Here is a 20,388-nt window from a genome sequence, read left to right on the forward strand (position 1 = left end):
AACGATATAGTTGATGGGAAATTGAAATAAGAATATTCAAATAATTGATTGACTGGATAATTCTAAAGTGCTATATTTTGAATTAAGAAAGTAACTGCTAAATTTAATAGTTCTTATCAAGAGTGGCGGAGGGATTGGCCCGACGAAGCCCGGCAACCGGTATAAATTTATATACGGTGCTAATTCCAACAGAGTATTGGCTCTGGAAGATGAGGAGAGTATATAAGCCTCTTCTTATGAAGTGGTTTTTTTGCTTGTTAAAAGAGGAAGGCCTGATTCTTAAATCCAACTAAATCCATAGAAAAAGGGGAGAAATCTTATGGCAGAGAAAAAGTTGCGTTTCGAAACATTGAGTGTTCACGGGGGTCTGCAAGTAGATGAAACGGGTGCACGTGCAGTGCCTATTTATCAAAGCAATGCATACTTGTTCAAAGATACTGACCATGCAGCAAATTTATTTGGCTTAAAGGAAAATGGCTATATTTATACACGACTTCATAATCCTACGGTCAGTGTTTTCGAAGAAAGAATGGCCTTGTTGGAAGGTGGTATCGGCGGACTGGCAACCGCAAGTGGGATGGCTGCCATTACACTGTCAATCCTAAATATTGCTGGTGCAGGAGATGAAATAGTGTCCGCTTCTACATTATATGGCGGTACGTATAATCTTTTTGAAAATACTCTTCCTAAATATGGGATAAAAGTGAAGTTCGTCTCTCCTGATGACCCTGAAAATTTCAAAAAAGCCATCACGCCTAGAACGAAGGCTATATTTGCGGAAACAATTGGAAATCCAAGTCTAAGGATTCTTGATATTGAGGCTGTAGCGGACATTGCTCACAATGCGGGCATACCACTCATTATCGATAATACCTTTGCTACCCCATACCTTTGCCGGCCAATTGATTTTGGAGCGGATATTGTCATCCACTCTGCTACAAAATGGCTCTTGGGAAATGGAACCACCTTAGGAGGCATCATCGTGGATGGGGGCAAATTCGACTGGAACTCACCAAACTACCCTGGCTTTACGGAACCGGATCCAAGCTACGATGGGATTGTATACTCTGAAGCAGTCGGCCCTGCTGCCTTTATCACAAAAGCTCGTGTGCAATTACTTCGTGATTTAGGGCCGACGTTAAGTGCTCAAAGCGCGTTCCAGTTTACGCTGGGGCTAGAAACGTTGCATGTGAGAATGAAAGAGCATCTTTCGAATACTAAGTCTGTTATTCAATATTTGGAAAATCATCCTGCTGTGAACTGGGTTTCGCACCCTAGTAATGGAAGTCACCCTGATAAAGCGCTGGCGGATAAATATTTGCCTAAGGGAGCAGGATCTGTTGTGACTTTTGGAATTCAAGGTGGACGCGAAGCTGGAGCAAAACTTATCAATTCGGTAGAGTTATGGTCGCATGTAGCCAACGTAGGGGATGCTAAAAGTTTAATTATCCACCCTGCTAGTACGACCCATCAACAATTAAATGATGTAGGTTTAGCAAAAGCGGGTGTAAGTGCTGATCAAGTGCGCATATCGATTGGTATTGAAAACGTAGAGGATTTAATAGAAGATTTAGAGCAGGCAATTGAAAAAGCGACGAATATTGTCTCCTTAACTTCTAAAACTGTTTAATAAAAAAGACCTGTTCATTCTTTCCTAGAAATATTATACATTGCGCTCCTTTTTTATCTATGATAAAATTTCTCCATACTAAAGAACTTAATGATGTACAAATATTCTATATATTAGCTCTTATCAAGAGAGGTGGAGGGATGTGCCCGATGAAACCCGGCAACCGACAAGGAAATTTCCTTGGAAAGGTGCCAATTCACACAAAGTTTAATCGCTTTGGAAGATGAGAGAAAGGCCTGCTTTTTCACCTGCCTTTCTGCTCATGCAGAAAGGTTTTTTCTATTTAGTTTGGGAAAACCTTTACATGTATAGCAATATTGAAAAACGGTTTTAAATCATATTTACAGGCTGATAATGAAGATAAATCAACTAAGTTCATAGGTTTTATTGGATAAAAGAGGTGAGTATTAATGATTACATTGACAAAAGTTAGTAAGCTATTCCGAACAGGAAAAGGAAGCAGTGACACGATTAAGGCTGTAAATAATGTTAATGTTGAAATAAATAAAGGCGAGATTTTCGGTATTATTGGCTACAGCGGAGCAGGGAAAAGTACTTTGATCAGGATGCTTAATGGATTGGAAACACCAACAGAAGGATCCGTTGTGGTGGCTGATAAAGAAATTTCCAAAATCAAAGGTGCTAAGCTACGTAAAGCTCGACAAGAAATCAGCATGATCTTTCAACATTTTAATTTATTATGGTCTAGAACCGTTCAGGAGAATATATCGTTTCCTCTAGAAATTGCAGGGGTTTCGAAAAATGAGCGTATCAAGCGTGTGAATGAATTAATTAAGTTAGTTGGGCTTGAAGGAAGAGAAAAGGCATATCCTTCGCAATTAAGCGGAGGGCAAAAACAAAGGGTCGGGATTGCTAGGGCTCTTGCTAACAATCCTAAAGTGCTACTGTGCGATGAAGCGACGTCTGCTTTAGACCCGCAGACAACCGATTCAATACTTGAATTGCTTGTGGACATCAATAAGCGTCTTGGTCTAACGATTGTTTTGATTACACATGAAATGCACGTCATCCGTAAAATTTGTCACCGCGTTGCAGTAATGGAAAGTGGTCAAGTAGTTGAACAAGGACCTGTCCTGGAAGTCTTCAAGAATCCGAAAGAACAAATGACGAAGCGTTTCGTTCAACAGGTAACAGAGCCTGAAGAAACAAAAGAAACAATGGAACACTTGCTGGAACGCTATCCAGCAGGAAAAGTAATTCAATTGACGTTCGTAGGAGATCATGCAGAGAGTCCGTTAATTACTAGGCTGGTACGTAACTTTGAGTTGGATGTCAATATCGTTCAAGGAAAAATATCTCAAACTAGAAGTGGTTCATATGGAACGTTATTTATCCACCTTGATGGCAATGAGGATGAAATGCTCCGCGCAATCGAATTCATTAAAGCACAGCATGTAGGCGTGGAGGTGATTACTCATGCTTGAAGAATTATTACCGAATGTATATTGGGAAGACATTATTGAAGCAACAAAAGAAACACTTTATATGACCAGTATCTCAGTACTAGCAACCTTTTTTATAGGCATACTATTAGGGCTAGTCCTGTTTTTAACAGGGAAAGGTAACTTGTGGGAAAATCGGGTAATTAACACGACCATGAGTGCTATCGTTAATATTTTCCGTTCCATTCCATTCCTTATTTTAATTGTGTTGCTCATACCTTTCACAAAATTGCTTGTCGGTTCTATGATCGGTGAGGATGCTGCTTTACCAGCCCTTATTATCGGGGCGGCACCATTTTATGCACGTATGGTTGAAATCGGCCTCCGTGAAATCGATAAAGGTGTAATTGAAGCGGCTAAATCAATGGGAGCGAAAACGAGCACGATCATTTGGAAGGTACTTCTTCCAGAATCGATGCCAGCATTAATTTCAGGGATTACGGTAACATCGATTGCATTGGTTGGATATACCGCAATGGCAGGGGTTATCGGTGCAGGCGGGCTTGGTAATCTGGCCTATCTAGACGGCTATCAAAGGACTCACAATGACGTTACACTTGTAGCGACGATTGTTATACTAATTATCGTCTTCATTATTCAAATTATTGGAGATGTGATTACATCTAAATTAGACAAAAGATAAAGGGAGATGAATAGGATGAAAAAGTTTTTAGGATTTGCATTATTACTTGTTTTATCGATTGCTCTTGCTGCTTGTGGAACCGATAAGGACAACAGTGGCAGCGATACAGAAAAGGAGACGAAAAAATTAGTTGTAGGTGCATCCAATGTTCCGCATGCTGAGATTCTTGAAAAAGCTAAACCTCTTCTTGAAGAAAAAGGAATTGAGTTGGAAATTAAACGGTTCCAAGATTATGTTTTACCGAATAAGGCTTTAAACGATAAAGAATTGGATGCTAACTACTTTCAACACATTCCATATTTAGAGGGGCAAATTAAAGAAAATGGATATGACTTCGTTAATGCTGGTGGAATTCATATCGAGCCGATTGCTCTATATTCACAAAAATATAAAAGCATTGATAAACTTCCAGAAGGCGCAACAATTATTATGAGCAGCTCTGTTGCTGACCACGGACGTGCGTTATCTCTATTAGAAAAAAATGGCCTGATTACATTAAAAGAAGGCATCGATAAAACGACAGCTACAACAAAAGACATTGTTGAAAATAAGAAAAAACTTAAATTTGATGCGAATTATGAAGCAGCTTTACTTCCGAAAATTTATGAGAGTGGCGAAGGGGATGCCGTTCTAATCAATTCTAACTATGCGATTGACGCTGGATTGAATCCGCTTAAAGATTCAATTGCTATTGAAGACTCTGAATCACCATATGTGAACGTTATTGCTGTTAACAAAGGTGATGAAAATAAAGAAGAAATCAAAACGCTAGTAGAAGTATTACATTCTAAAGAAATTCAAGATTTTATTCTAAAGGAATACAAAGGTGCAGTCGTACCAACTAAATAATTTATGGTAAGGAACGACCTGGAAATCTTCAGGTCGTTTTTTTATGTTTAAAGATGAAAACACAGGGTATAGAGTTAATAGAGTAATAAAGTGATTCACAAATTTGAAAGGATGGTTCACTATCAATACTTTAGATTTAAATGTAACAAGCGAAATGGAAAAAGCGATGCAGTTATCACATGGGATTGGCTATAATGAGTACAGCAGAAATTTAGACCTCCGTATCGAGGTTGAGAAAGAACGAGATAAGGAACATGAAAAGTGCAACAAAATGGTCCTTGACCTACAACGTAAAATTCACGGTTAACCATATAAAAGAGTCTTTAAAAGATCGGTCTGTAGAGGTAAAATGATAAGTGGTCTAGAAAATAAGGGTTTCCTTATTAGATTAACTTACATAACACCTAACAGACCTTTTTTTCTTTAACAAAGGTAATACGTACCTTACAATTAATATTTTTTAGACATATATTAATAAGAACGAAGGTTTGTTGAATAATAAGTTTTAAATAAGAAAAGCTAAAATAAGGCTCTATTTGCTGTAAATAGCCTATAACAGTAGGGTTTGTAACAATAGGACAGGTTTTCATCATGAAAGAAGTGGAAACCCCTATCTATATTAGTTGATTCCAAATTGGATTTGTTATAAAATTGGAATGAGAATAAAGTGAGAATGCTTTTATGAAAAATAAATAGTAAAGAAAGTAGTTTTTACTTTCTGGTAATAAAATAGGAATTAGTTCACGGAGGTATTATTATGTCAGCTTCTACATTAACGGTTAAAGATCTTCACGTATCAATTGAGGGTAAAGAGATTTTAAAAGGGGTTAACCTTGAAGTAAAAGGCGGAGAAATCCATGCAATCATGGGACCAAATGGAACTGGTAAATCCACTTTATCTTCAGCAATTATGGGTCACCCTAAATATGAAGTAACAAGCGGCAGCATCACATTCGATGGTGAAGACGTATTGGAAATGGAAGTTGACGAGCGCGCTCGTGTTGGTCTTTTCCTTGCTATGCAATATCCAAGCGAAATCAGTGGTGTTACAAATGCTGACTTCTTACGTTCTTCTATCAATGCACGTCGTGAAGAAGGCGATGAAATTTCATTGATGAAATTCATCCGTAAAATGGACGAAAAAATGGCATTCCTTGAAATGGATGAAGATATGGCGCAACGTTATTTAAATGAAGGATTCTCCGGTGGAGAGAAAAAACGTAACGAGATTCTTCAATTAATGATGATTCAGCCAAAAATCGCTATTTTAGATGAAATTGACTCTGGGCTAGATATCGATGCTCTTAAAGTCGTTTCAAAAGGAATCAACGAAATGCGCGGAGAAGACTTTGGATGTTTAATCATCACTCACTACCAACGTCTATTAAATTACATCACTCCTGATTACGTACATGTAATGATGCAAGGCCGTGTTGTAAAATCAGGCGGGCCTGAACTAGCTGCACGTTTAGAAGCAGAAGGTTATGATTGGATCAAACAAGAATTGGGCATTGAAGACGAAACTGTTGGCGAAGAAGCGTAAGTAGGAGGATTTGCAATGACTACAGAAACGAAATTACCGTTTGAACAAGAGGACATAAGCTCTTATTCAACTAAAAATAATGAGCCAGCTTGGCTATCTGAGCTTCGAATTCAAGCGTTTTCTGAATTAGAAAAGCTCCCAATGCCAAAGCCGGATAAAACAAAAATCGATAAATGGAATTTTACTTCTTTCAAGACTCATACAGTTGAAAGTGAAACTTTTGCCTCTTTAGATGAGCTTCCGGAAGAAATTAAATCCATCATTGAAGGAAATGAAAACTTATACATTCAACGCAATAATACGCCGGCACATATTAATTTGTCAGCAAAAATAAAAGAACAAGGCGTTATTTTCACTGATATTTTTACAGCGGCTCGTGACCATGCTGAGCTCGTACAAAAATATTTCATGAAGGACGGAGTTAAAATAGATGAGCACCGTTTAACAGCATTACATGCTGCATTAGTTAACGGTGGTGCATTCCTTTATGTTCCAAAAAATGTAGAGATCAAAGATCCAATTCAAGCAGTATTTTTGTTGGATAACCCTGAAACTACACTTTTCAACCACGTTTTAATCGTGGCAGAAGATAATAGCTCTGTAACATATGTAGAGAACTACTTCTCAAGCGTTGAGTCTAACGAAGGTATTGCTAATATCGTAACTGAAGTATTTGCAAATGCGAATGCCAAAGTGGAATATGGAGCTGTTGATACCCTTTCGAAAGGTTTTACGACATATGTTAACCGCCGTGGAGTTGCAGCACGTGACGCTCGTATTGAGTGGGCACTTGGCCTAATGAACGATGGAAATACGATTTCAGATAACACAACATATCTAATGGGCGATGGCTCTCACGGTGATACTAAAACCGTTGTAGTCGGCCGCGGGGAACAAAAACAAAACTTTACGACAGCCATTATTCATTATGGCAAACGCTCTGAGGGCTATATCCTTAAGCACGGTGTTATGAAAGACGGCGCATCCTCCATTTTTAATGGAATTGGGAAAATTGAGTATGGTGCTACAAAGGCCAATGCTGAACAAGAGTCACGCGTACTGATGTTAAGTGAAAAAGCACGCGGAGACGCCAATCCAATCCTTTTAATTGATGAAGATGATGTAACGGCTGGGCATGCCGCTTCTGTCGGACGTGTTGACCCGCTTCAACTTTATTATTTAATGAGTCGTGGTATTACTAAAAAAGAAGCAGAAAGACTTGTCATTCACGGATTCTTGGCCCCTGTTGTTAACCAGCTTCCAATTGAAGGAGTTAAAAAACAATTAGTAGCGGTCATTGAAAGGAAAGTACAGTAATGAACCCATACGAAATTCGTAAGCTTTTTCCGATATTAGATCAAGAAGTCAATGGTCAGCCATTAGTTTATTTAGATAGTGCTGCAACCTCTCAAAAACCGGCTGCAGTGATTGAAGCGATTGAGCAATATTACCGCGGATACAACTCGAATGTTCACCGCGGGGTGCATACACTTGGAACAAAAGCTACGGATGCGTATGAAGGTGCACGTGAAAAGGTGCGTAAATTCATTAATGCTTCTTCTACAGAAGAAATCATTTTTACAAGAGGAACCACAACTTCTTTAAATACTGTAGCAAGAAGTTACGGTGGAGCAAATGTAAAAGAGGGCGACGAAATTGTTATCTCTTACATGGAGCATCACAGTAATATTATTCCGTGGCAGCAGTTGGCTAAAGAAAAAGGTGCTGTACTGAAATATATTCCGCTTCAAGAGGATGGAACGATTTCCCTTGATGATGTGAGGGCTACAATTACAGATGCAACGAAAATCGTTTCCATTATGCAGGTTTCCAATGTGCTTGGTGTTATCAACCCTGTGAAGGAAATCGCAAAAATTGCCCATGAACACCATGCTGTCATGGTTGTGGATGGGGCACAAAGCACGCCGCATCTAAAAGTGGATGTTCGTGATTTGGATTGTGATTTCTTTGCCTTCTCAGGTCATAAAATGGTCGGTCCAACAGGTATCGGCGTATTATATGGTAAAAAAGAACTTCTTGAAAAAATGGAGCCGATTGAATTTGGCGGAGAGATGATTGATTTTGTAGGTTTGTATGAGTCTACATGGAAAGAACTCCCGTGGAAATTCGAAGGTGGTACCCCAATCATTGCCGGCGCCGTTGGCCTTGGGGCTGCAATTGATTTCTTAGAAGAAATCGGCTTGGATAATATTGAACGGCATGAACATAAACTTGCAGCTTATGCAATGGAGAAAATGTCTGCAGTTGAAGGACTGACTATTTACGGTCCTAAAGATGCAGAAAAGCGTGCGGGTGTAATAACCTTTAATATTAATGACGTTCATCCACATGATGTCGCTACCGTTCTTGATGCAGATGGAATTGCTGTCCGTGCCGGTCATCACTGCGCACAGCCATTAATGAAATGGCTTGACGTATCATCGACAGCAAGAGCAAGTTTCTATCTATACAACACGGAAGAAGATATTGATAAGCTTGTGTCCGGGCTTGTTAAAACGAAGGAGTATTTCAGTAATGTCTTTTGATAACTTAGATACACTTTACCGTCAAGTCATTATGGATCATTATAAGAAACCACGTAATAAGGGTATGCTAGAAGATGGTAGCATGACAATTGATATGAATAATCCAACTTGCGGCGATCGGATTCGTTTAACGATGAAGATTGAAGATGGCAAAGTCAGCGATGTTAAATTCGATGGTGATGGTTGTTCAATATCCATGAGTTCAGCTTCTATGATGACTCAAGCCATTAAGGGCAAAGACGTTGATACCGCTCTAGCAATGTCCCAGACATTTTCCTTAATGATACAGGGAAAAGAGTATGATGATGAGATCGACCTTGGGGATATTGAAGCCCTTCAAGGAGTTTCTAAATTTCCTGCCCGTATCAAGTGTGCAACTCTAGCTTGGAAAGCCATGGAAAAGGGATTAAAGGAATAAATAAATTAAAATGAGCTGTTGTAGATTCAGCCATTTGAAATGGAGGAATACGAGCTATGGCTAAGAAAATGCCTGAAATCGGCGATTATAAATATGGCTTTGCGGATAAAGATGTTTCCATCTTCCGTTCAAAGCGTGGTCTGACAAAAGAAATCGTGGAAGAAATTTCCCGAATGAAGAATGAACCGCAATGGATGCTTGATTTCCGTTTGAAATCATTGGAGCATTTTTACAATATGCCAATGCCTCAATGGGGCGGCGACATGCAAAGCTTGAACTTTGATGAAATCACATACTATGTTAAACCATCAGAGAAATCAGAGAAATCTTGGGATGAAGTCCCTGATGAAATCAAACAAACTTTTGATAAATTAGGAATTCCTGAGGCAGAACAAAAATATTTAGCAGGTGTTTCTGCTCAATATGAATCCGAAGTAGTTTACCACAGCATGAAAGTAGAATTAGAAGATTTGGGTATCGTGTTTAAAGATACGGACTCTGCACTTCGTGAAAATGAAGATATCTTCCGTGAGCATTTCGGTAAAACAATCCCGCCTACTGATAATAAGTTTTCGGCATTGAATTCAGCTGTATGGTCAGGCGGATCTTTCATCTATGTACCAAAAGGTGTTAAAGTAGATACTCCGCTTCAAGCTTATTTCCGAATCAACTCTGAAAACATGGGTCAATTCGAACGTACGCTAATCATTGTGGATGAAGGAGCATCTGTTCACTATGTAGAAGGTTGTACAGCACCTGTTTATACAACTAACTCTCTTCATAGTGCGGTTGTTGAAATCGTCATTAAAAAAGATGCTTACTGCCGTTACACAACGATTCAAAACTGGGCAAACAACGTGTTTAACCTGGTTACGAAACGTGCGGTTTGTGATGCTAATGCAACAATGGAATGGATTGATGGAAACATCGGTTCTAAATTGACAATGAAATATCCTGCTGTCATCTTAAAAGGTGAAGGTGCTCGTGGTATGACATTATCTATTGCTATTGCTGGAAAAGGCCAACACCAAGATGCTGGAGCAAAAATGATTCATCTTGCGCCAAATACATCTTCAACTATTGTATCAAAATCAATTTCAAAACAAGGCGGAAAAGTAACATACCGTGGTATCGTTCACTTTGGACGTAAAGCGGATGGAGCTCGTTCTAACATTGAGTGTGATACATTAATCATGGATAATCAGTCTACATCTGATACAATCCCTTACAATGAAATCCTGAATGACAACATTTCTCTTGAACATGAAGCGAAGGTATCCAAAGTATCAGAAGAGCAATTGTTCTACCTGATGAGCCGCGGAATCTCCGAGCAAGAAGCAACAGAAATGATCGTTATGGGCTTCATCGAACCATTTACAAAAGAACTTCCAATGGAATATGCGGTTGAAATGAACCGTCTGATCAAGTTCGAAATGGAAGGCTCAATCGGATAATAACCGACTAACTTGCCTGTAGTGCATTTTAGAATAACCGATTCATATAAAAAGCCTGCCAGGTAGATCCGGCAGGCTTTTTCTTTTGGGAAATAATTCGGGAAATGGGGTCTGACCCCTAAAAGGAGTGGTGCAGATGATTTATGTTGGGGTGACTGGTTGGGGGGATCATGATAGTTTGTATCGTGACGGGGTGTCCCAACGTGATAAGCTGAAAGAGTATGGGGCTCATTTTCCTGTTGTGGAGGTGGACGCTTCGTTTTATGCGGTCCAGCCTAAGAGGAACAGTGAAAAGTGGGTATCCGAGACACCGGTTCCTTTTCAATTTGTTGTAAAAGCCTATCAAGGGATGACAGGGCATCAGCGTGGAGAAATTCCTTTTGAAAATAAAAAAGAAATGTTTAAAGCTTTCCGTGACTCTCTTGAAGCCTATCAAAAAGCCGGCAAGCTAGCAATGGTGCTGTTTCAATTTCCACCATGGTTTGATTGTAAGCGGGAGAATGTAAACTATTTACGGTGGTGCAAAGCAGAGATGGGGGATACTCCAGTAGCTATTGAGTTCCGGAATCAAAGCTGGTACAGACCCAACATGTATCAGCAAACCCTGGAGTTTGTCCAAAAGGAAGGTTGGATTCATACTGTATGTGATGAGCCGCAGGCAGGAGAAGGGTCCATTCCTATTGTGCTCGAGTCTATACATCCAGATAAAACCTTAGTTCGCCTTCATGGCCGCAATATCCATGGTTGGCAAAAACCTTCTTCGGGGGATAATTGGCGGGAAGTTCGTTATTTATACCGATACAATCATCAGGAATTGACCGAATGGGTGGAGAAAATCAGGAAATTAGAAAAACAGAGTAAGGATATATATGTCCTTTTCAATAATAACTCAGGAGGAGATGCCGCAGATAATGCGAAGCAGATGATTGAGATGCTTGGTATAGAATATGAAGGGCTAGCCCCTAAGCAGCTTGGTTTGTTTTAAGCGTCATTATATAATTAATAAATTAGCTGATGTGACAAACTAGTAAGGGATCGCGAGGCCCACAAACAGATAAAGGCGGATTTCTTCATGGTATGGTTAGTATTAGTGGGTATCGGGTTATTAGCAGGCTCAATCGGCTCTCTCGTTGGCCTGGGTGGCGGCATAATCATAGTACCTTCCCTTTTGTTTCTAGGTACATCGACAGATATTATCGATGAACTAACACCTCAAGTCGCCGTCGGTGTTTCAACTGTTATTATGATTTTTACCGGGTTATCTTCTACTTTATCCTATATGAAGCATAAAGTAGTCGATTATAAGGCGGGCTTAATTTTCTTTATAGGCAGTGCTCCTGGAGGAATAATTGGAGCCTATGTTAATAAAAACCTTGATGTGGAAGCCTTTTCGTTGTACTTTGGAATCTTCATGGTATTAATGGCTTTGGTTTTATTAGTAAAAGGCCGCCTGAAGCCTATGGTATTCAAACCTGGAACAGGGAAGGTCGTAAAAACGTATAAAAATAAAAATGGACAAGTATCTTCTTATGGATATTACCCTCTGGTAGCGATATTAATTGCTTTCGTCGTTGGATTCAGTTCCGGTTTATTTGGGATTGGCGGAGGTTCCTTAATGGTTCCAGTAATGATACTGATGTTCTTCTTCCCGCCGCATATGGCTGTAGCGACGTCGATGTTCATGGTGTTTCTGTCTTCCATTACTAATTCTATTACACATATTTCGCTTGGTAATGTAAATTGGCCATATGCTTTTGCCCTTATTCCCGGAGCCTGGTTTGGCGCAAAATTGGGTGCATTTATTAATACACGCTTAAAAAGTACATCGCTCGAAAATATGTTGAAAATTGTGCTGATAATCATTGGTCTACGTCTTATATACCAAGGTATTACAGGATAACGAGGAGGAAAAAATGTCAGAAATCATTCATATATATCACACCAATGATCTTCATAGTCATTTTGAAAACTGGCCTCGTATTGATAAGTTTCTTAAAGAAAGAAGACAACTTCATCAAGAAACGGGAGAAGAAGCGATCATACTAGATATAGGAGATCATGTTGATCGCTGGCACCCATATACAGAAGGTACTTTAGGGAAAGGAAATATTGAACTGCTGAATGAAGCGGGTTATCAATATGTAACAATCGGCAATAATGAAGGAATCACTTTGCCGCATGAAGCGTTAGACTCCTTATATGAGAATGCAAAGTTCCAAGTGCTGGCAGCCAATATCTATAACCAGAATAATGAAAGACCGGAATGGGCGCTGCCTTATTGGATACATACGACGGCAAAAGGTACAAAGATTGCCATGATAGGATTGACTGCTTATTTTCAAAAATTTTATTCAGCAATGGGTTGGGAACTAACCGAACCATTTACGGAATTAAAGACACAGCTACATAAGATTAAAGGTGAAGCAGATGCGATCATTGTACTTTCCCACCTAGGCATTCATGATGACGAAAGAATGGCAGAGGACTTTCCCGAGATTGATGTAATTCTTGGTGCACATACCCATCACATACTTCATCAAGGCAAATTAGTCAATAATACGCTTCTTTGTGGTGCTGGGAAATATGGCTTTTTTATTGGACAGGTAGAAATGTCCGTCAATGAAGAAATGAAAGTCTGTAAAAAGAGGGCTATTCTCTATGATACAAACGATCTTCCAGAATTAGAGGATGAACGATCTTGGATTGAAGAGATGTACCAGGCCGGAGGAGAGACTCTTCAACAAGTCGCAGTAAACTTACCCGAGTCTTTGGAAAATGAATGGTTTAAAGTTAGTCCGCTTACTGAAATTCTTGGGGAGGCTTTAAGGGAGTGGAGTGAGGCAGATTGTACCTTTTTGAATGCAGGCCTTCTACTTGATGGTTTGCCAAAGGGACCTGTCACAAAAGGGGATATTCACCGAATCTGTCCACACCCGATTAATCCATGCATCGTTGAGGTTAACGGTAATGAATTAAAGGAAATCTTAATGCAATCGAGAAATGAGGAGTGGCCTCATATTCAGATAAAGGGGTTCGGTTTCCGTGGGAAAATCATGGGAGTCATGCATTATGATCAAATAGAATTTAAAGAAGTTACAAATGGAATAGTAAAAGAGATTCTTATAAATGGGGAAAAGCTTCAGCCTCATAAGTCCTATAAACTTGCGATACCGGATATGTTCACGTTTGGGCACTTCTTTCCAAGTATCCAGCGCTCTAATCGAAAAGATTACTTATTGCCGGAATTTTTACGGGATATCCTATTATGGAAGTTGAAAAAAGTATATCCAAATGAATAGGCTATAAACACGGTTTCTCCCTTTTTTTCATAAAGTATGGGGAAGAAAGGGGCGAAACCAATTGATTAACATGATGCCAATAATACTTGAAAATCATACATTCCTAGCTATTTCTGTCCAACTGCCCAAAACCAATTTGCTTGCTGTCACGTCCGAGAAAGGGTATATAATGTGCGGTGCTCTAGATATCGGACTACTAAATGATAAATTGAAAAATCGTAAAATCCTTGCAGGAAGGGCAACCGGTGTTAAGTCGATTGAAGAGCTTTTAGATGCACCACTTGAATCGGTTACCTGGGAGGCCGCGGAAAAGGGTATTCATCCAGGGATGATTGGAAAAAAGGCATTGATGAAAATGATTTAATCAGGAGGGCTTTCCTTTATCTAGAGGGAGCCTTGTTTTTAATTCACCTAGATAAATCAATATTTTTTTGCAAATATGTACAATAACAGATTGATTTTTCTAGATATTGTCCGATAATCCTTATAAAGGAATATGAACGTGGATTTACAAATCTTGAATGGGGAAACGGAGTATAATTATGAGGCTATCTATTACAGAGTCTCTCACCCCAGGAGCCAAGCTCGGTAAAAGCATCTATAATGAGCGGGGTAATATCCTATTGGCTGAGGGCCTAACATTAACGCAGAACATGATTAATCGACTGGTTTTCCTTAATATTCCCTTTGTCTACATTCAAGACTCAAGGACGGATGACATTATTCCTGCGCCTACAATCGCTGGGGGATTAAGGCGAGACGCTATTCAAACGATAGAAAGCACTTTTCTGGACTTGAAAAAAAATATGAAGCTGGATGGTTCGTTTACGATAGAGAAGGCCAACGTTAAGTTCACTCAAATAGTTCGAAACATCATGGAAGAGTTGAACAGGAATAAAGAGTTGCTGACTTTATTGGCTGATGTTTATACATATGATGATTATATTTTTACTCATTCCTTTAATGTGACCTTATATACACTGGCAATTGGGATGGAATTGAACATAAATAAAAAGAATCTAGAAGCTCTTGGGCTTGGAGCGATCTTGCATGATGTCGGGAAAATACTTGTCCCTGTGGATACTTTACGAAAAACCGGTAAGTTAACAGAAGAAGAGTTTGAGCAAATCAAGAAGCACGCCGAGTATGGGTTCCAACTTATAAAAAATGTACACACTGTATCACTTCTAGTTGCGAATTGTGCTTATCAGCATCACGAAAGATTAGATGGATCTGGTTATCCCCGTGGTATCAAAGGGGATGAAATCCATTATTTCGGTAAGATTATTGCCGTGGCTGATGTGTTTGATGCCGTTACGTCTAACCGGGTTTACCGCAAGGCTATGATGCCGCATGAGGGCTTGGAAATTCTTTATGCCGGAGCAGGAAAGAAGTTTGATAATACGATCATTGAGGCTTTCCGCCGGGCGGTTGCTATATACCCAAATGGACTATTTATTGAATTGAATGATGGGAGAAAAGGGGTCGTGACTGCTCAAAATGAGGGAATAGGAGACCGTCCCATGATACGAATCCTTGAGGAAAATGGTGAACAGATAGTAGAGCCCTATGAAGTGAATTTGAAGAAAAACCTGCACTTGCTGATTAGGAAATGCCTAAACAAACAAGAAACAGCCTAACCTGTTACTGGTTAAGCTGTTTGTTTATTCCTTGCTATCCTTCATAATGGCCGGAGGAACTGAGCCGCTTCCGTTGCTGTAATAACTAGGTACGTCACCATTAATCAGTATATCTCCAACCTTTACTTCCTGGCTCACCTTAGTTTCCTCAGATAGTGAGGGGATGACAATTTGAATATTGACATTAAAATCAACGGTTAATTCATAATAAATGTTATTGATACCAGCGTTGGTCAGTTTGGTCTTTAAATCTGATTCAACGTTTCCAATGACAGACATTTTCACAGGAATCTCAGGTCCGTAATTTGAAAGAAGGTTATTTCCGGTAACTACACCAAGAGGTATATAGTACACAACGCTTTTATATTGTTCATCATTGAGTTTCGCTTTGCCGGTTTCAGTAAAAGGGTTTCCTTTTTTGATTCCTAGTTTATTTTGAATATCCTTAGTAATGTTGGATCTCAATTCACTATAAATCGTTGGATTGAAGCTGTAAGAAGAAGGGGCCCCCTCACCGCCTTTGCTGGTAGTGATCATTTCTTTCATATCAACCTTTGATATATTCTCATCAACAGCTTCATGAATCGTTTCTGTAGCAATACGCGTGATTTCTTTTTCAGCCACGCTCATGATAACGGGTTCGATTGCTTTATCAACATACCAGAGTGTAGAGATGCTCGATATGATAAAAAGGATAAAAGAATAGAGAAATACTTTTCGGGTAGGAAGAGGTCCCTTTTTGCGGAATTTTTTTGGGCGAAATCTTTTTCGGAACACGCTTTAGCCCCCTTTACTAATACTTATGCATAAAGTTCAGGGGTTTATGTTCGTTTCAAAAAAAAGCAGCGGAAAATTTCCCGCTGCTCACTTTTTCTTTTTCGCTAAATCTTTCCTTTCCCACATCTTTAAATAAGGGTATGGGTCGAAGCTCCACTCTGTTATTCCGTTGTCTTTGTACATTCCGTAATGAAGATGTGGGGGGAATTTACCGGATGTACCTGGAGGACCATAACCCGTACTGCCGACACCACCGATTATTTGGCCAGGCTCAACGATTTGGCCGACTTTTAATCCATCAGAAAAACCACTTAAATGGGCAAAGTAATGATACGTATTATTTAAATCACGAATACCAATTCGCCACCCTCCGAATTTATTCCAGCCTTTCATTTCAACAATTCCATAGCTTGTTGACCGTACAGGAAGGCTATAGTCTGCAAAAATATCAGTTCCCTCATGGATTCTCCTGCCGCCCCACCCACGAGCACTTCCCCATGTATTTAAATACGTATAATGAGTCCTTACTGGAACAGGGAAAGCTTTCTCCTGCAAATCCAGGCGGTCATATTTTTTATAAATCATGGAGTTGCCGATAATTATGCTAACTGTTTTATCTCGTTTATAATAATTCCAGAGGCCGATCCGGATATTATCTTCGTCAGTTCCGTAATTAAGAAGATGCTTTGCAAAGGCATATAAACGATCGGTATCATTGGTAATATCAGCTTTCCCGTCACCATTCCCATCTTGACCTAAGCCATCAAAAAATGTGATTGTAAGCGGATTTACATCATTTAAGTTGGGATTAAGAGCCCCTCTCCACTTAGAAGGTTCAATATTAATCCCTATTAGGCCCTTTGCCGGCTCTAGGTCCCTGCGGGCAAGTCTCAGGCTATGCTCATATTGATCAGCTGCTGCTAGATAATACCAAGGAATTTGGAGAGTTGTTTCCATGTTTTTATAAAGCTCCATTCTCCCTGGATAAGGATCAGGGGTGTCAGCAGCATTTGCAACTAGGCTTTGAGTATTCAAAAAACACAAACAAGCTAAGGTAAAAAGGAATACTTTTTTCAACGGGACAGGCTCCTTTCATATTGCTATCCGTATTTATAAAGACATCAGTTTGTCTATCTTTTATAAGTTTTACTGATTTAGCTTTAAACATGAAAAATAAATGATGGGAAACTCACTATAACTTGTCTAAATGTATTATTATTGTTAAAGTAGGGTGTGTTAATTTCTATAGAATGGAGTGACATTTTCATGTCTGCTACAAATAAAGAAATTCTTCGTAAACCAGATTGGTTAAAAATAAAGCTTAATACCAATGAAAATTACATTGGTTTAAAAAATATGATGCGGGAGAAAAATCTGCATACTGTTTGTGAAGAAGCAAAATGTCCGAATATTCATGAATGCTGGGCAGTTAGACGAACAGCCACATTTATGATTTTAGGTGAAATCTGTACAAGAGCGTGCCGCTTTTGTGCTGTTACAACTGGACGTCCAAACGAATTAGATTGGGCTGAACCTGAACGCGTTGCAGATTCCGTTGTATTGATGAATTTAAAACATGTTGTAATTACGGCTGTTGCCCGTGATGATTTAAAGGATGGTGGCGCTGAAGTTTTCGCTGAAACGGTTCGTGCTATCCGACGCAAAAATCCATTTACATCGATTGAGGTATTACCATCAGATATGGGCGGAGTGTATGATAATATCAAGATATTGATGGATGCTAAACCTGACATTCTGAACCACAATATAGAGACAGTCAGAAGCCTTTCCGACCGAGTGCGAGCGCAAGCTAAATATGAACGTTCTTTGGAGCTTTTAAGAAGAGCCAAGGAGATGTATCCTGAGATTCCAACGAAGTCGAGTTTAATGGTCGGCTTAGGTGAAACGAGGGAGGAAATCCTTGAAACAATGGATGACCTAAGGGCGAATAATGTGGATATCATGACGATCGGCCAGTATCTACAACCGACTAAAAAACATTTAAAGGTGTTGAAATACTACACACCAGAAGAGTTCAATGAATTGAAAGAGAGGGCACTGGAAAAAGGCTTCAGTCATTGTGAATCCGGTCCGCTTGTCCGTTCTTCTTATCATGCAGATGAACAGGTTAATGCCGCAGCAAAACATAAGCAAATTAAAGGTGAAGAATTATTGAAATAGAAAGAAATAAGGACCGAAAATATTCGGTCCTTTCATTTTATCATTTGCTTTATCAGTAAATTAGATAATTAAAAATTGTCCGTTTTTTGTTGGATGTTATCATGATGATCCCCTTTATCGTTAACCATTTCACCGTTCTCGTTTTCCACATCGCTCATTTTGTGTCCTTGAGGTGACTTTAGCATGCGTTTAATGGTCTCTTCGATAGTATAGTCGACACCTTTGCTGTCGGACTGCAGTGTTGCGAAGTTTTCAACATTTTGGGCAAGTGTTGGATCATCACTGACATAAACATGATAGTAGCGAGGGACGATAGACATTGCCGTACGCTTCACTTGGTCCGCGGTGTCGGTTCGATTCTTGGTATTTGTATCATATACGACAAGAACTTCCTCATCAGTTACGAGGGTAGCGGCATCATTGACATTTGGAAGCTGAACGCTTAGTGTTGAAATAATATCAGCCAATTGTTCACGGTCAACGGTAGCTGTTTTATTAGAAATGTTACGGCCCTTTATGGTCGTTTTATTGGTGCGGGTAAAACCAAAATCATCACTTTTGTTGTCATGATTACGATAATCCTCGTCATAATATTGAGTTGGATTATTTACATTTGTAGGATTATTGGCATTATTGTTGGGACCCATACCTTGATCTTTATCTTTATTGGTAGCACAGCCGGTTAGTGCAATAATTGAACTTAAACCTACTGCTATTATTGTTTTTTTCATTAAAAAACACCCCCTGTAACCTTAGGATGAACATATTTCTCTAATTTTCGCTTAGTAATTGATGGGGAATCAGTTATAATTTAAAGAAGGAATGTATTTTTGAGAGGTGAAATGAATGATTAACATCAATAACCTGACCTATGAAATAATCGAAGACGAAAGAGAAGGTTATAACGAAGAAGCGTTTAAAGCCAGATATAGTGAGATTTTAACGAAGTATGATTTTATCGTAGGGGATTGGGGTTACGGTCAATTGAGACTGCGCGGATTTTTTGATGATTCTAATCAGAAAGCAACCTTCGATACAAAAATAAGTACGCTCAGCGAATATTTATATGAGTACTGCAATTTTGGCTGTCCATATTTTGTTGTGAAAAAAATAAAGAAATAAAAAAGGCCAGAATGCATTCTGGCCTTTAACTTTAAGAGCTTCCATATCCTTCATAAGGAGGCTGTTCATGCTTTTCCGGATCATCATGTGTCGGATGAGCACCAGGATATTTGCGCGGTAAGTCTTCGTGCAATGATTTATTTTCAAAATTAAAGGCACTTTGAGATCGTTGTCCTTCCTGCCATGGTGTACTTTTATTCTCGACAGGGGCATCTTGTGCTATTGTGGATCCAAAAGGTCCTTCGGGAAATTCTTCAGGAAGTAAAAAATCCCGCTGCTTTTCAACATTGGAGAAATCGTGGTATGTTTCCTCTTCTTTTTCCAAGGTAAACCCTCCTCATGTAATCGTACATTCAGTAGGTTTTCCCGTTAAAGAAAAAAACTTTAGCATTTATACGATTTCCATTAAAAAGTGACTTAGTTCCTCTGCTTCCGCTTCTGTTAACTGAAATGCATGTTCAAGATAGCCTTCCTCTTCTAAATCATCCGGTCCAATAATCGCGAAACGGTTACTCTGCATGTTTAATACAAGCTTCTTGCCATAAAAGCGGTCGGTAGTCGTAATGGCCAAATCAAATCTTGATTCCTCACCCATAAAACTTATAAACCGGGTTTTGGAGTCAACCACGTCATTGTATAAATAAAAACGTTCTTCCACATTATCATCCCCTTCATATCTGCATTTTGGTAGTTCCATCATAACAAAGTGACTGCAATAGGGGAACAGACATTTTTGGAGTACTATGGAGGTACTACTTTTTTAGAGAGAGTATTTAGTATGAAATTTCTGATGAAATGACCAAATTACATGATTGCCAAAGAG

22 protein-coding genes and 2 riboswitches are annotated in these 20,388 nt (G+C 39.2%); of the genes, 17 read left to right on the forward strand and 5 right to left on the reverse strand.

Annotated elements, in window-relative coordinates; translation table 11 throughout:
- The first annotated feature begins 110 nt into the window (after window positions 1-110).
- Window positions 111-216, forward strand: a riboswitch (SAM riboswitch).
- Window positions 217-319: 103 nt separating this feature from the next.
- The 15 genes from JFU24_RS18635 to JFU24_RS18705 all read left to right on the forward strand — a co-directional run bounded on the left by JFU24_RS18635 (window position 320) and on the right by JFU24_RS18705 (window position 15,485).
- Entirely contained in the window at window positions 320-1,630 is a 1,311-nt protein-coding gene (locus JFU24_RS18635; protein ID WP_201222716.1) for an O-acetylhomoserine aminocarboxypropyltransferase/cysteine synthase family protein, read from the forward strand.
- A 117-nt stretch (window positions 1,631-1,747) separates the two neighbouring features.
- A riboswitch (SAM riboswitch) is annotated at window positions 1,748-1,860 on the forward strand.
- 180 nt (window positions 1,861-2,040) lie between these two features.
- Window positions 2,041-3,075, forward strand: a complete 1,035-nt coding sequence (locus JFU24_RS18640) for a methionine ABC transporter ATP-binding protein (protein ID WP_201187226.1) — start codon at window positions 2,041-2,043, stop codon at window positions 3,073-3,075.
- Window positions 3,068-3,736, forward strand: coding sequence for a methionine ABC transporter permease (locus tag JFU24_RS18645; protein ID WP_201187225.1), 669 nt, complete (start codon window positions 3,068-3,070; stop codon window positions 3,734-3,736). Before JFU24_RS18640 ends, JFU24_RS18645 begins: the two co-directional genes overlap by 8 nt.
- Before the next feature lie 15 nt (window positions 3,737-3,751).
- Window positions 3,752-4,585, forward strand: a complete 834-nt coding sequence (locus JFU24_RS18650) for a MetQ/NlpA family ABC transporter substrate-binding protein (RefSeq protein ID WP_201187224.1) — start codon at window positions 3,752-3,754, stop codon at window positions 4,583-4,585.
- Between the two features lie 103 nt (window positions 4,586-4,688).
- Complete coding sequence (locus tag JFU24_RS18655) at window positions 4,689-4,892, forward strand: hypothetical protein (protein ID WP_057215299.1); 204 nt, start codon at window positions 4,689-4,691, stop codon at window positions 4,890-4,892.
- A 450-nt stretch (window positions 4,893-5,342) separates the two neighbouring features.
- Entirely contained in the window at window positions 5,343-6,128 is a 786-nt protein-coding gene (gene sufC / locus JFU24_RS18660) for a Fe-S cluster assembly ATPase SufC (protein WP_053348686.1), read from the forward strand.
- 15 nt (window positions 6,129-6,143) lie between these two features.
- Window positions 6,144-7,445, forward strand: coding sequence for a Fe-S cluster assembly protein SufD (gene sufD / locus JFU24_RS18665; protein WP_098176261.1), 1,302 nt, complete (start codon window positions 6,144-6,146; stop codon window positions 7,443-7,445).
- Window positions 7,445-8,674: a cysteine desulfurase gene (locus JFU24_RS18670; RefSeq protein WP_098176260.1), complete on the forward strand. Its 1,230-nt coding sequence runs from the start codon at window positions 7,445-7,447 to the stop codon at window positions 8,672-8,674. Before sufD ends, JFU24_RS18670 begins: the two co-directional genes overlap by 1 nt.
- Window positions 8,664-9,092, forward strand: a complete 429-nt coding sequence (gene sufU, locus JFU24_RS18675; RefSeq protein ID WP_053348689.1) for a Fe-S cluster assembly sulfur transfer protein SufU — start codon at window positions 8,664-8,666, stop codon at window positions 9,090-9,092. The genes JFU24_RS18670 and sufU overlap by 11 nt, the downstream gene beginning before the upstream one ends.
- 56 nt (window positions 9,093-9,148) lie before the next feature.
- On the forward strand, window positions 9,149-10,546 hold the full coding sequence (sufB, locus tag JFU24_RS18680; protein ID WP_056524668.1) for a Fe-S cluster assembly protein SufB: 1,398 nt from the start codon (window positions 9,149-9,151) through the stop codon (window positions 10,544-10,546).
- A gap of 136 nt (window positions 10,547-10,682) precedes the next feature.
- Complete coding sequence (locus JFU24_RS18685) at window positions 10,683-11,531, forward strand: DUF72 domain-containing protein (RefSeq protein ID WP_201250282.1); 849 nt, start codon at window positions 10,683-10,685, stop codon at window positions 11,529-11,531.
- Between the two features lie 87 nt (window positions 11,532-11,618).
- Window positions 11,619-12,446, forward strand: coding sequence for a sulfite exporter TauE/SafE family protein (locus JFU24_RS18690; RefSeq protein ID WP_201250283.1), 828 nt, complete (start codon window positions 11,619-11,621; stop codon window positions 12,444-12,446).
- A gap of 13 nt (window positions 12,447-12,459) precedes the next feature.
- Window positions 12,460-13,845, forward strand: a complete 1,386-nt coding sequence (locus JFU24_RS18695; protein WP_201250284.1) for a bifunctional metallophosphatase/5'-nucleotidase — start codon at window positions 12,460-12,462, stop codon at window positions 13,843-13,845.
- A 70-nt stretch (window positions 13,846-13,915) separates the two neighbouring features.
- A complete protein-coding gene (locus tag JFU24_RS18700) occupies window positions 13,916-14,209 on the forward strand; it encodes a YunC family protein (protein WP_379156164.1) in 294 nt (97 codons plus the stop codon).
- 178 nt (window positions 14,210-14,387) lie between these two features.
- Window positions 14,388-15,485, forward strand: coding sequence for an HD-GYP domain-containing protein (locus JFU24_RS18705; protein ID WP_201250286.1), 1,098 nt, complete (start codon window positions 14,388-14,390; stop codon window positions 15,483-15,485).
- 24 nt (window positions 15,486-15,509) lie between these two features.
- Here the strand turns inward: JFU24_RS18705 and yunB are convergent, their stop codons facing one another.
- Both yunB and JFU24_RS18715 read right to left on the reverse strand, forming a co-directional pair.
- Window positions 15,510-16,262 carry a sporulation protein YunB gene (gene yunB, locus JFU24_RS18710; RefSeq protein ID WP_053348696.1) on the reverse strand — a complete coding sequence of 251 codons (753 nt, stop codon included), beginning with the start codon at window positions 16,260-16,262 and terminating at the stop codon, window positions 15,510-15,512.
- Window positions 16,263-16,349: 87 nt separating this feature from the next.
- Window positions 16,350-17,339 carry a M23 family metallopeptidase gene (locus JFU24_RS18715; RefSeq protein ID WP_446728292.1) on the reverse strand — a complete coding sequence of 330 codons (990 nt, stop codon included), beginning with the start codon at window positions 17,337-17,339 and terminating at the stop codon, window positions 16,350-16,352.
- 189 nt (window positions 17,340-17,528) lie between these two features.
- Here JFU24_RS18715 and lipA point away from each other — a divergent pair, with 189 nt between their 5' ends.
- On the forward strand, window positions 17,529-18,443 hold the full coding sequence (lipA, locus tag JFU24_RS18720; protein WP_053348698.1) for a lipoyl synthase: 915 nt from the start codon (window positions 17,529-17,531) through the stop codon (window positions 18,441-18,443).
- A gap of 68 nt (window positions 18,444-18,511) precedes the next feature.
- On the opposite strand, the gene JFU24_RS18725 is transcribed toward lipA, so the two are convergent.
- Window positions 18,512-19,174, reverse strand: a complete 663-nt coding sequence (locus tag JFU24_RS18725) for a YhcN/YlaJ family sporulation lipoprotein (protein ID WP_201250287.1) — start codon at window positions 19,172-19,174, stop codon at window positions 18,512-18,514.
- Window positions 19,175-19,289: 115 nt separating this feature from the next.
- Between JFU24_RS18725 and JFU24_RS18730 the strand changes: the two genes are divergently transcribed.
- Window positions 19,290-19,565, forward strand: coding sequence for a YutD family protein (locus JFU24_RS18730; RefSeq protein ID WP_053348700.1), 276 nt, complete (start codon window positions 19,290-19,292; stop codon window positions 19,563-19,565).
- A gap of 31 nt (window positions 19,566-19,596) precedes the next feature.
- On the opposite strand, the gene JFU24_RS18735 is transcribed toward JFU24_RS18730, so the two are convergent.
- Window positions 19,597-19,890, reverse strand: coding sequence for a cytosolic protein (locus JFU24_RS18735; protein ID WP_201187208.1), 294 nt, complete (start codon window positions 19,888-19,890; stop codon window positions 19,597-19,599).
- Between the two features lie 66 nt (window positions 19,891-19,956).
- Window positions 19,957-20,223, reverse strand: coding sequence for a DUF3055 domain-containing protein (locus JFU24_RS18740; RefSeq protein WP_053348702.1), 267 nt, complete (start codon window positions 20,221-20,223; stop codon window positions 19,957-19,959).
- Window positions 20,224-20,388: the final 165 nt, after the last annotated feature.

This window comes from Peribacillus sp. TH27 (assembly GCF_016650915.1).
Lineage (GTDB): Bacteria > Bacillota > Bacilli > Bacillales > DSM-1321 > Peribacillus > Peribacillus butanolivorans.

What these genes read in the sequence shown, in the direction of transcription:
- JFU24_RS18635 (WP_201222716.1), top strand. Translation starts at nt 320, where the DNA reads ATGGCAGAGAAAAAGTTGCGTTTCGAAACATTGAGTGTTCACGGGGGT.
- JFU24_RS18640 (WP_201187226.1), top strand. Translation starts at nt 2,041, where the DNA reads ATGATTACATTGACAAAAGTTAGTAAGCTATTCCGAACAGGAAAAGGA.
- JFU24_RS18645 (WP_201187225.1), top strand. Translation starts at nt 3,068, where the DNA reads ATGCTTGAAGAATTATTACCGAATGTATATTGGGAAGACATTATTGAA.
- JFU24_RS18650 (WP_201187224.1), top strand. Translation starts at nt 3,752, where the DNA reads ATGAAAAAGTTTTTAGGATTTGCATTATTACTTGTTTTATCGATTGCT.
- sufC (WP_053348686.1), top strand. Translation starts at nt 5,343, where the DNA reads ATGTCAGCTTCTACATTAACGGTTAAAGATCTTCACGTATCAATTGAG.
- sufD (WP_098176261.1), top strand. Translation starts at nt 6,144, where the DNA reads ATGACTACAGAAACGAAATTACCGTTTGAACAAGAGGACATAAGCTCT.
- JFU24_RS18670 (WP_098176260.1), top strand. Translation starts at nt 7,445, where the DNA reads ATGAACCCATACGAAATTCGTAAGCTTTTTCCGATATTAGATCAAGAA.
- sufU (WP_053348689.1), top strand. Translation starts at nt 8,664, where the DNA reads ATGTCTTTTGATAACTTAGATACACTTTACCGTCAAGTCATTATGGAT.
- sufB (WP_056524668.1), top strand. Translation starts at nt 9,149, where the DNA reads ATGGCTAAGAAAATGCCTGAAATCGGCGATTATAAATATGGCTTTGCG.
- JFU24_RS18685 (WP_201250282.1), top strand. Translation starts at nt 10,683, where the DNA reads ATGATTTATGTTGGGGTGACTGGTTGGGGGGATCATGATAGTTTGTAT.
- JFU24_RS18690 (WP_201250283.1), top strand. Translation starts at nt 11,619, where the DNA reads ATGGTATGGTTAGTATTAGTGGGTATCGGGTTATTAGCAGGCTCAATC.
- JFU24_RS18695 (WP_201250284.1), top strand. Translation starts at nt 12,460, where the DNA reads ATGTCAGAAATCATTCATATATATCACACCAATGATCTTCATAGTCAT.
- JFU24_RS18700 (WP_379156164.1), top strand. Translation starts at nt 13,916, where the DNA reads ATGATGCCAATAATACTTGAAAATCATACATTCCTAGCTATTTCTGTC.
- JFU24_RS18705 (WP_201250286.1), top strand. Translation starts at nt 14,388, where the DNA reads ATGAGGCTATCTATTACAGAGTCTCTCACCCCAGGAGCCAAGCTCGGT.
- lipA (WP_053348698.1), top strand. Translation starts at nt 17,529, where the DNA reads ATGTCTGCTACAAATAAAGAAATTCTTCGTAAACCAGATTGGTTAAAA.
- JFU24_RS18725 (WP_201250287.1), bottom strand. Translation starts at nt 19,174, where the DNA reads ATGAAAAAAACAATAATAGCAGTAGGTTTAAGTTCAATTATTGCACTA.
- JFU24_RS18730 (WP_053348700.1), top strand. Translation starts at nt 19,290, where the DNA reads ATGATTAACATCAATAACCTGACCTATGAAATAATCGAAGACGAAAGA.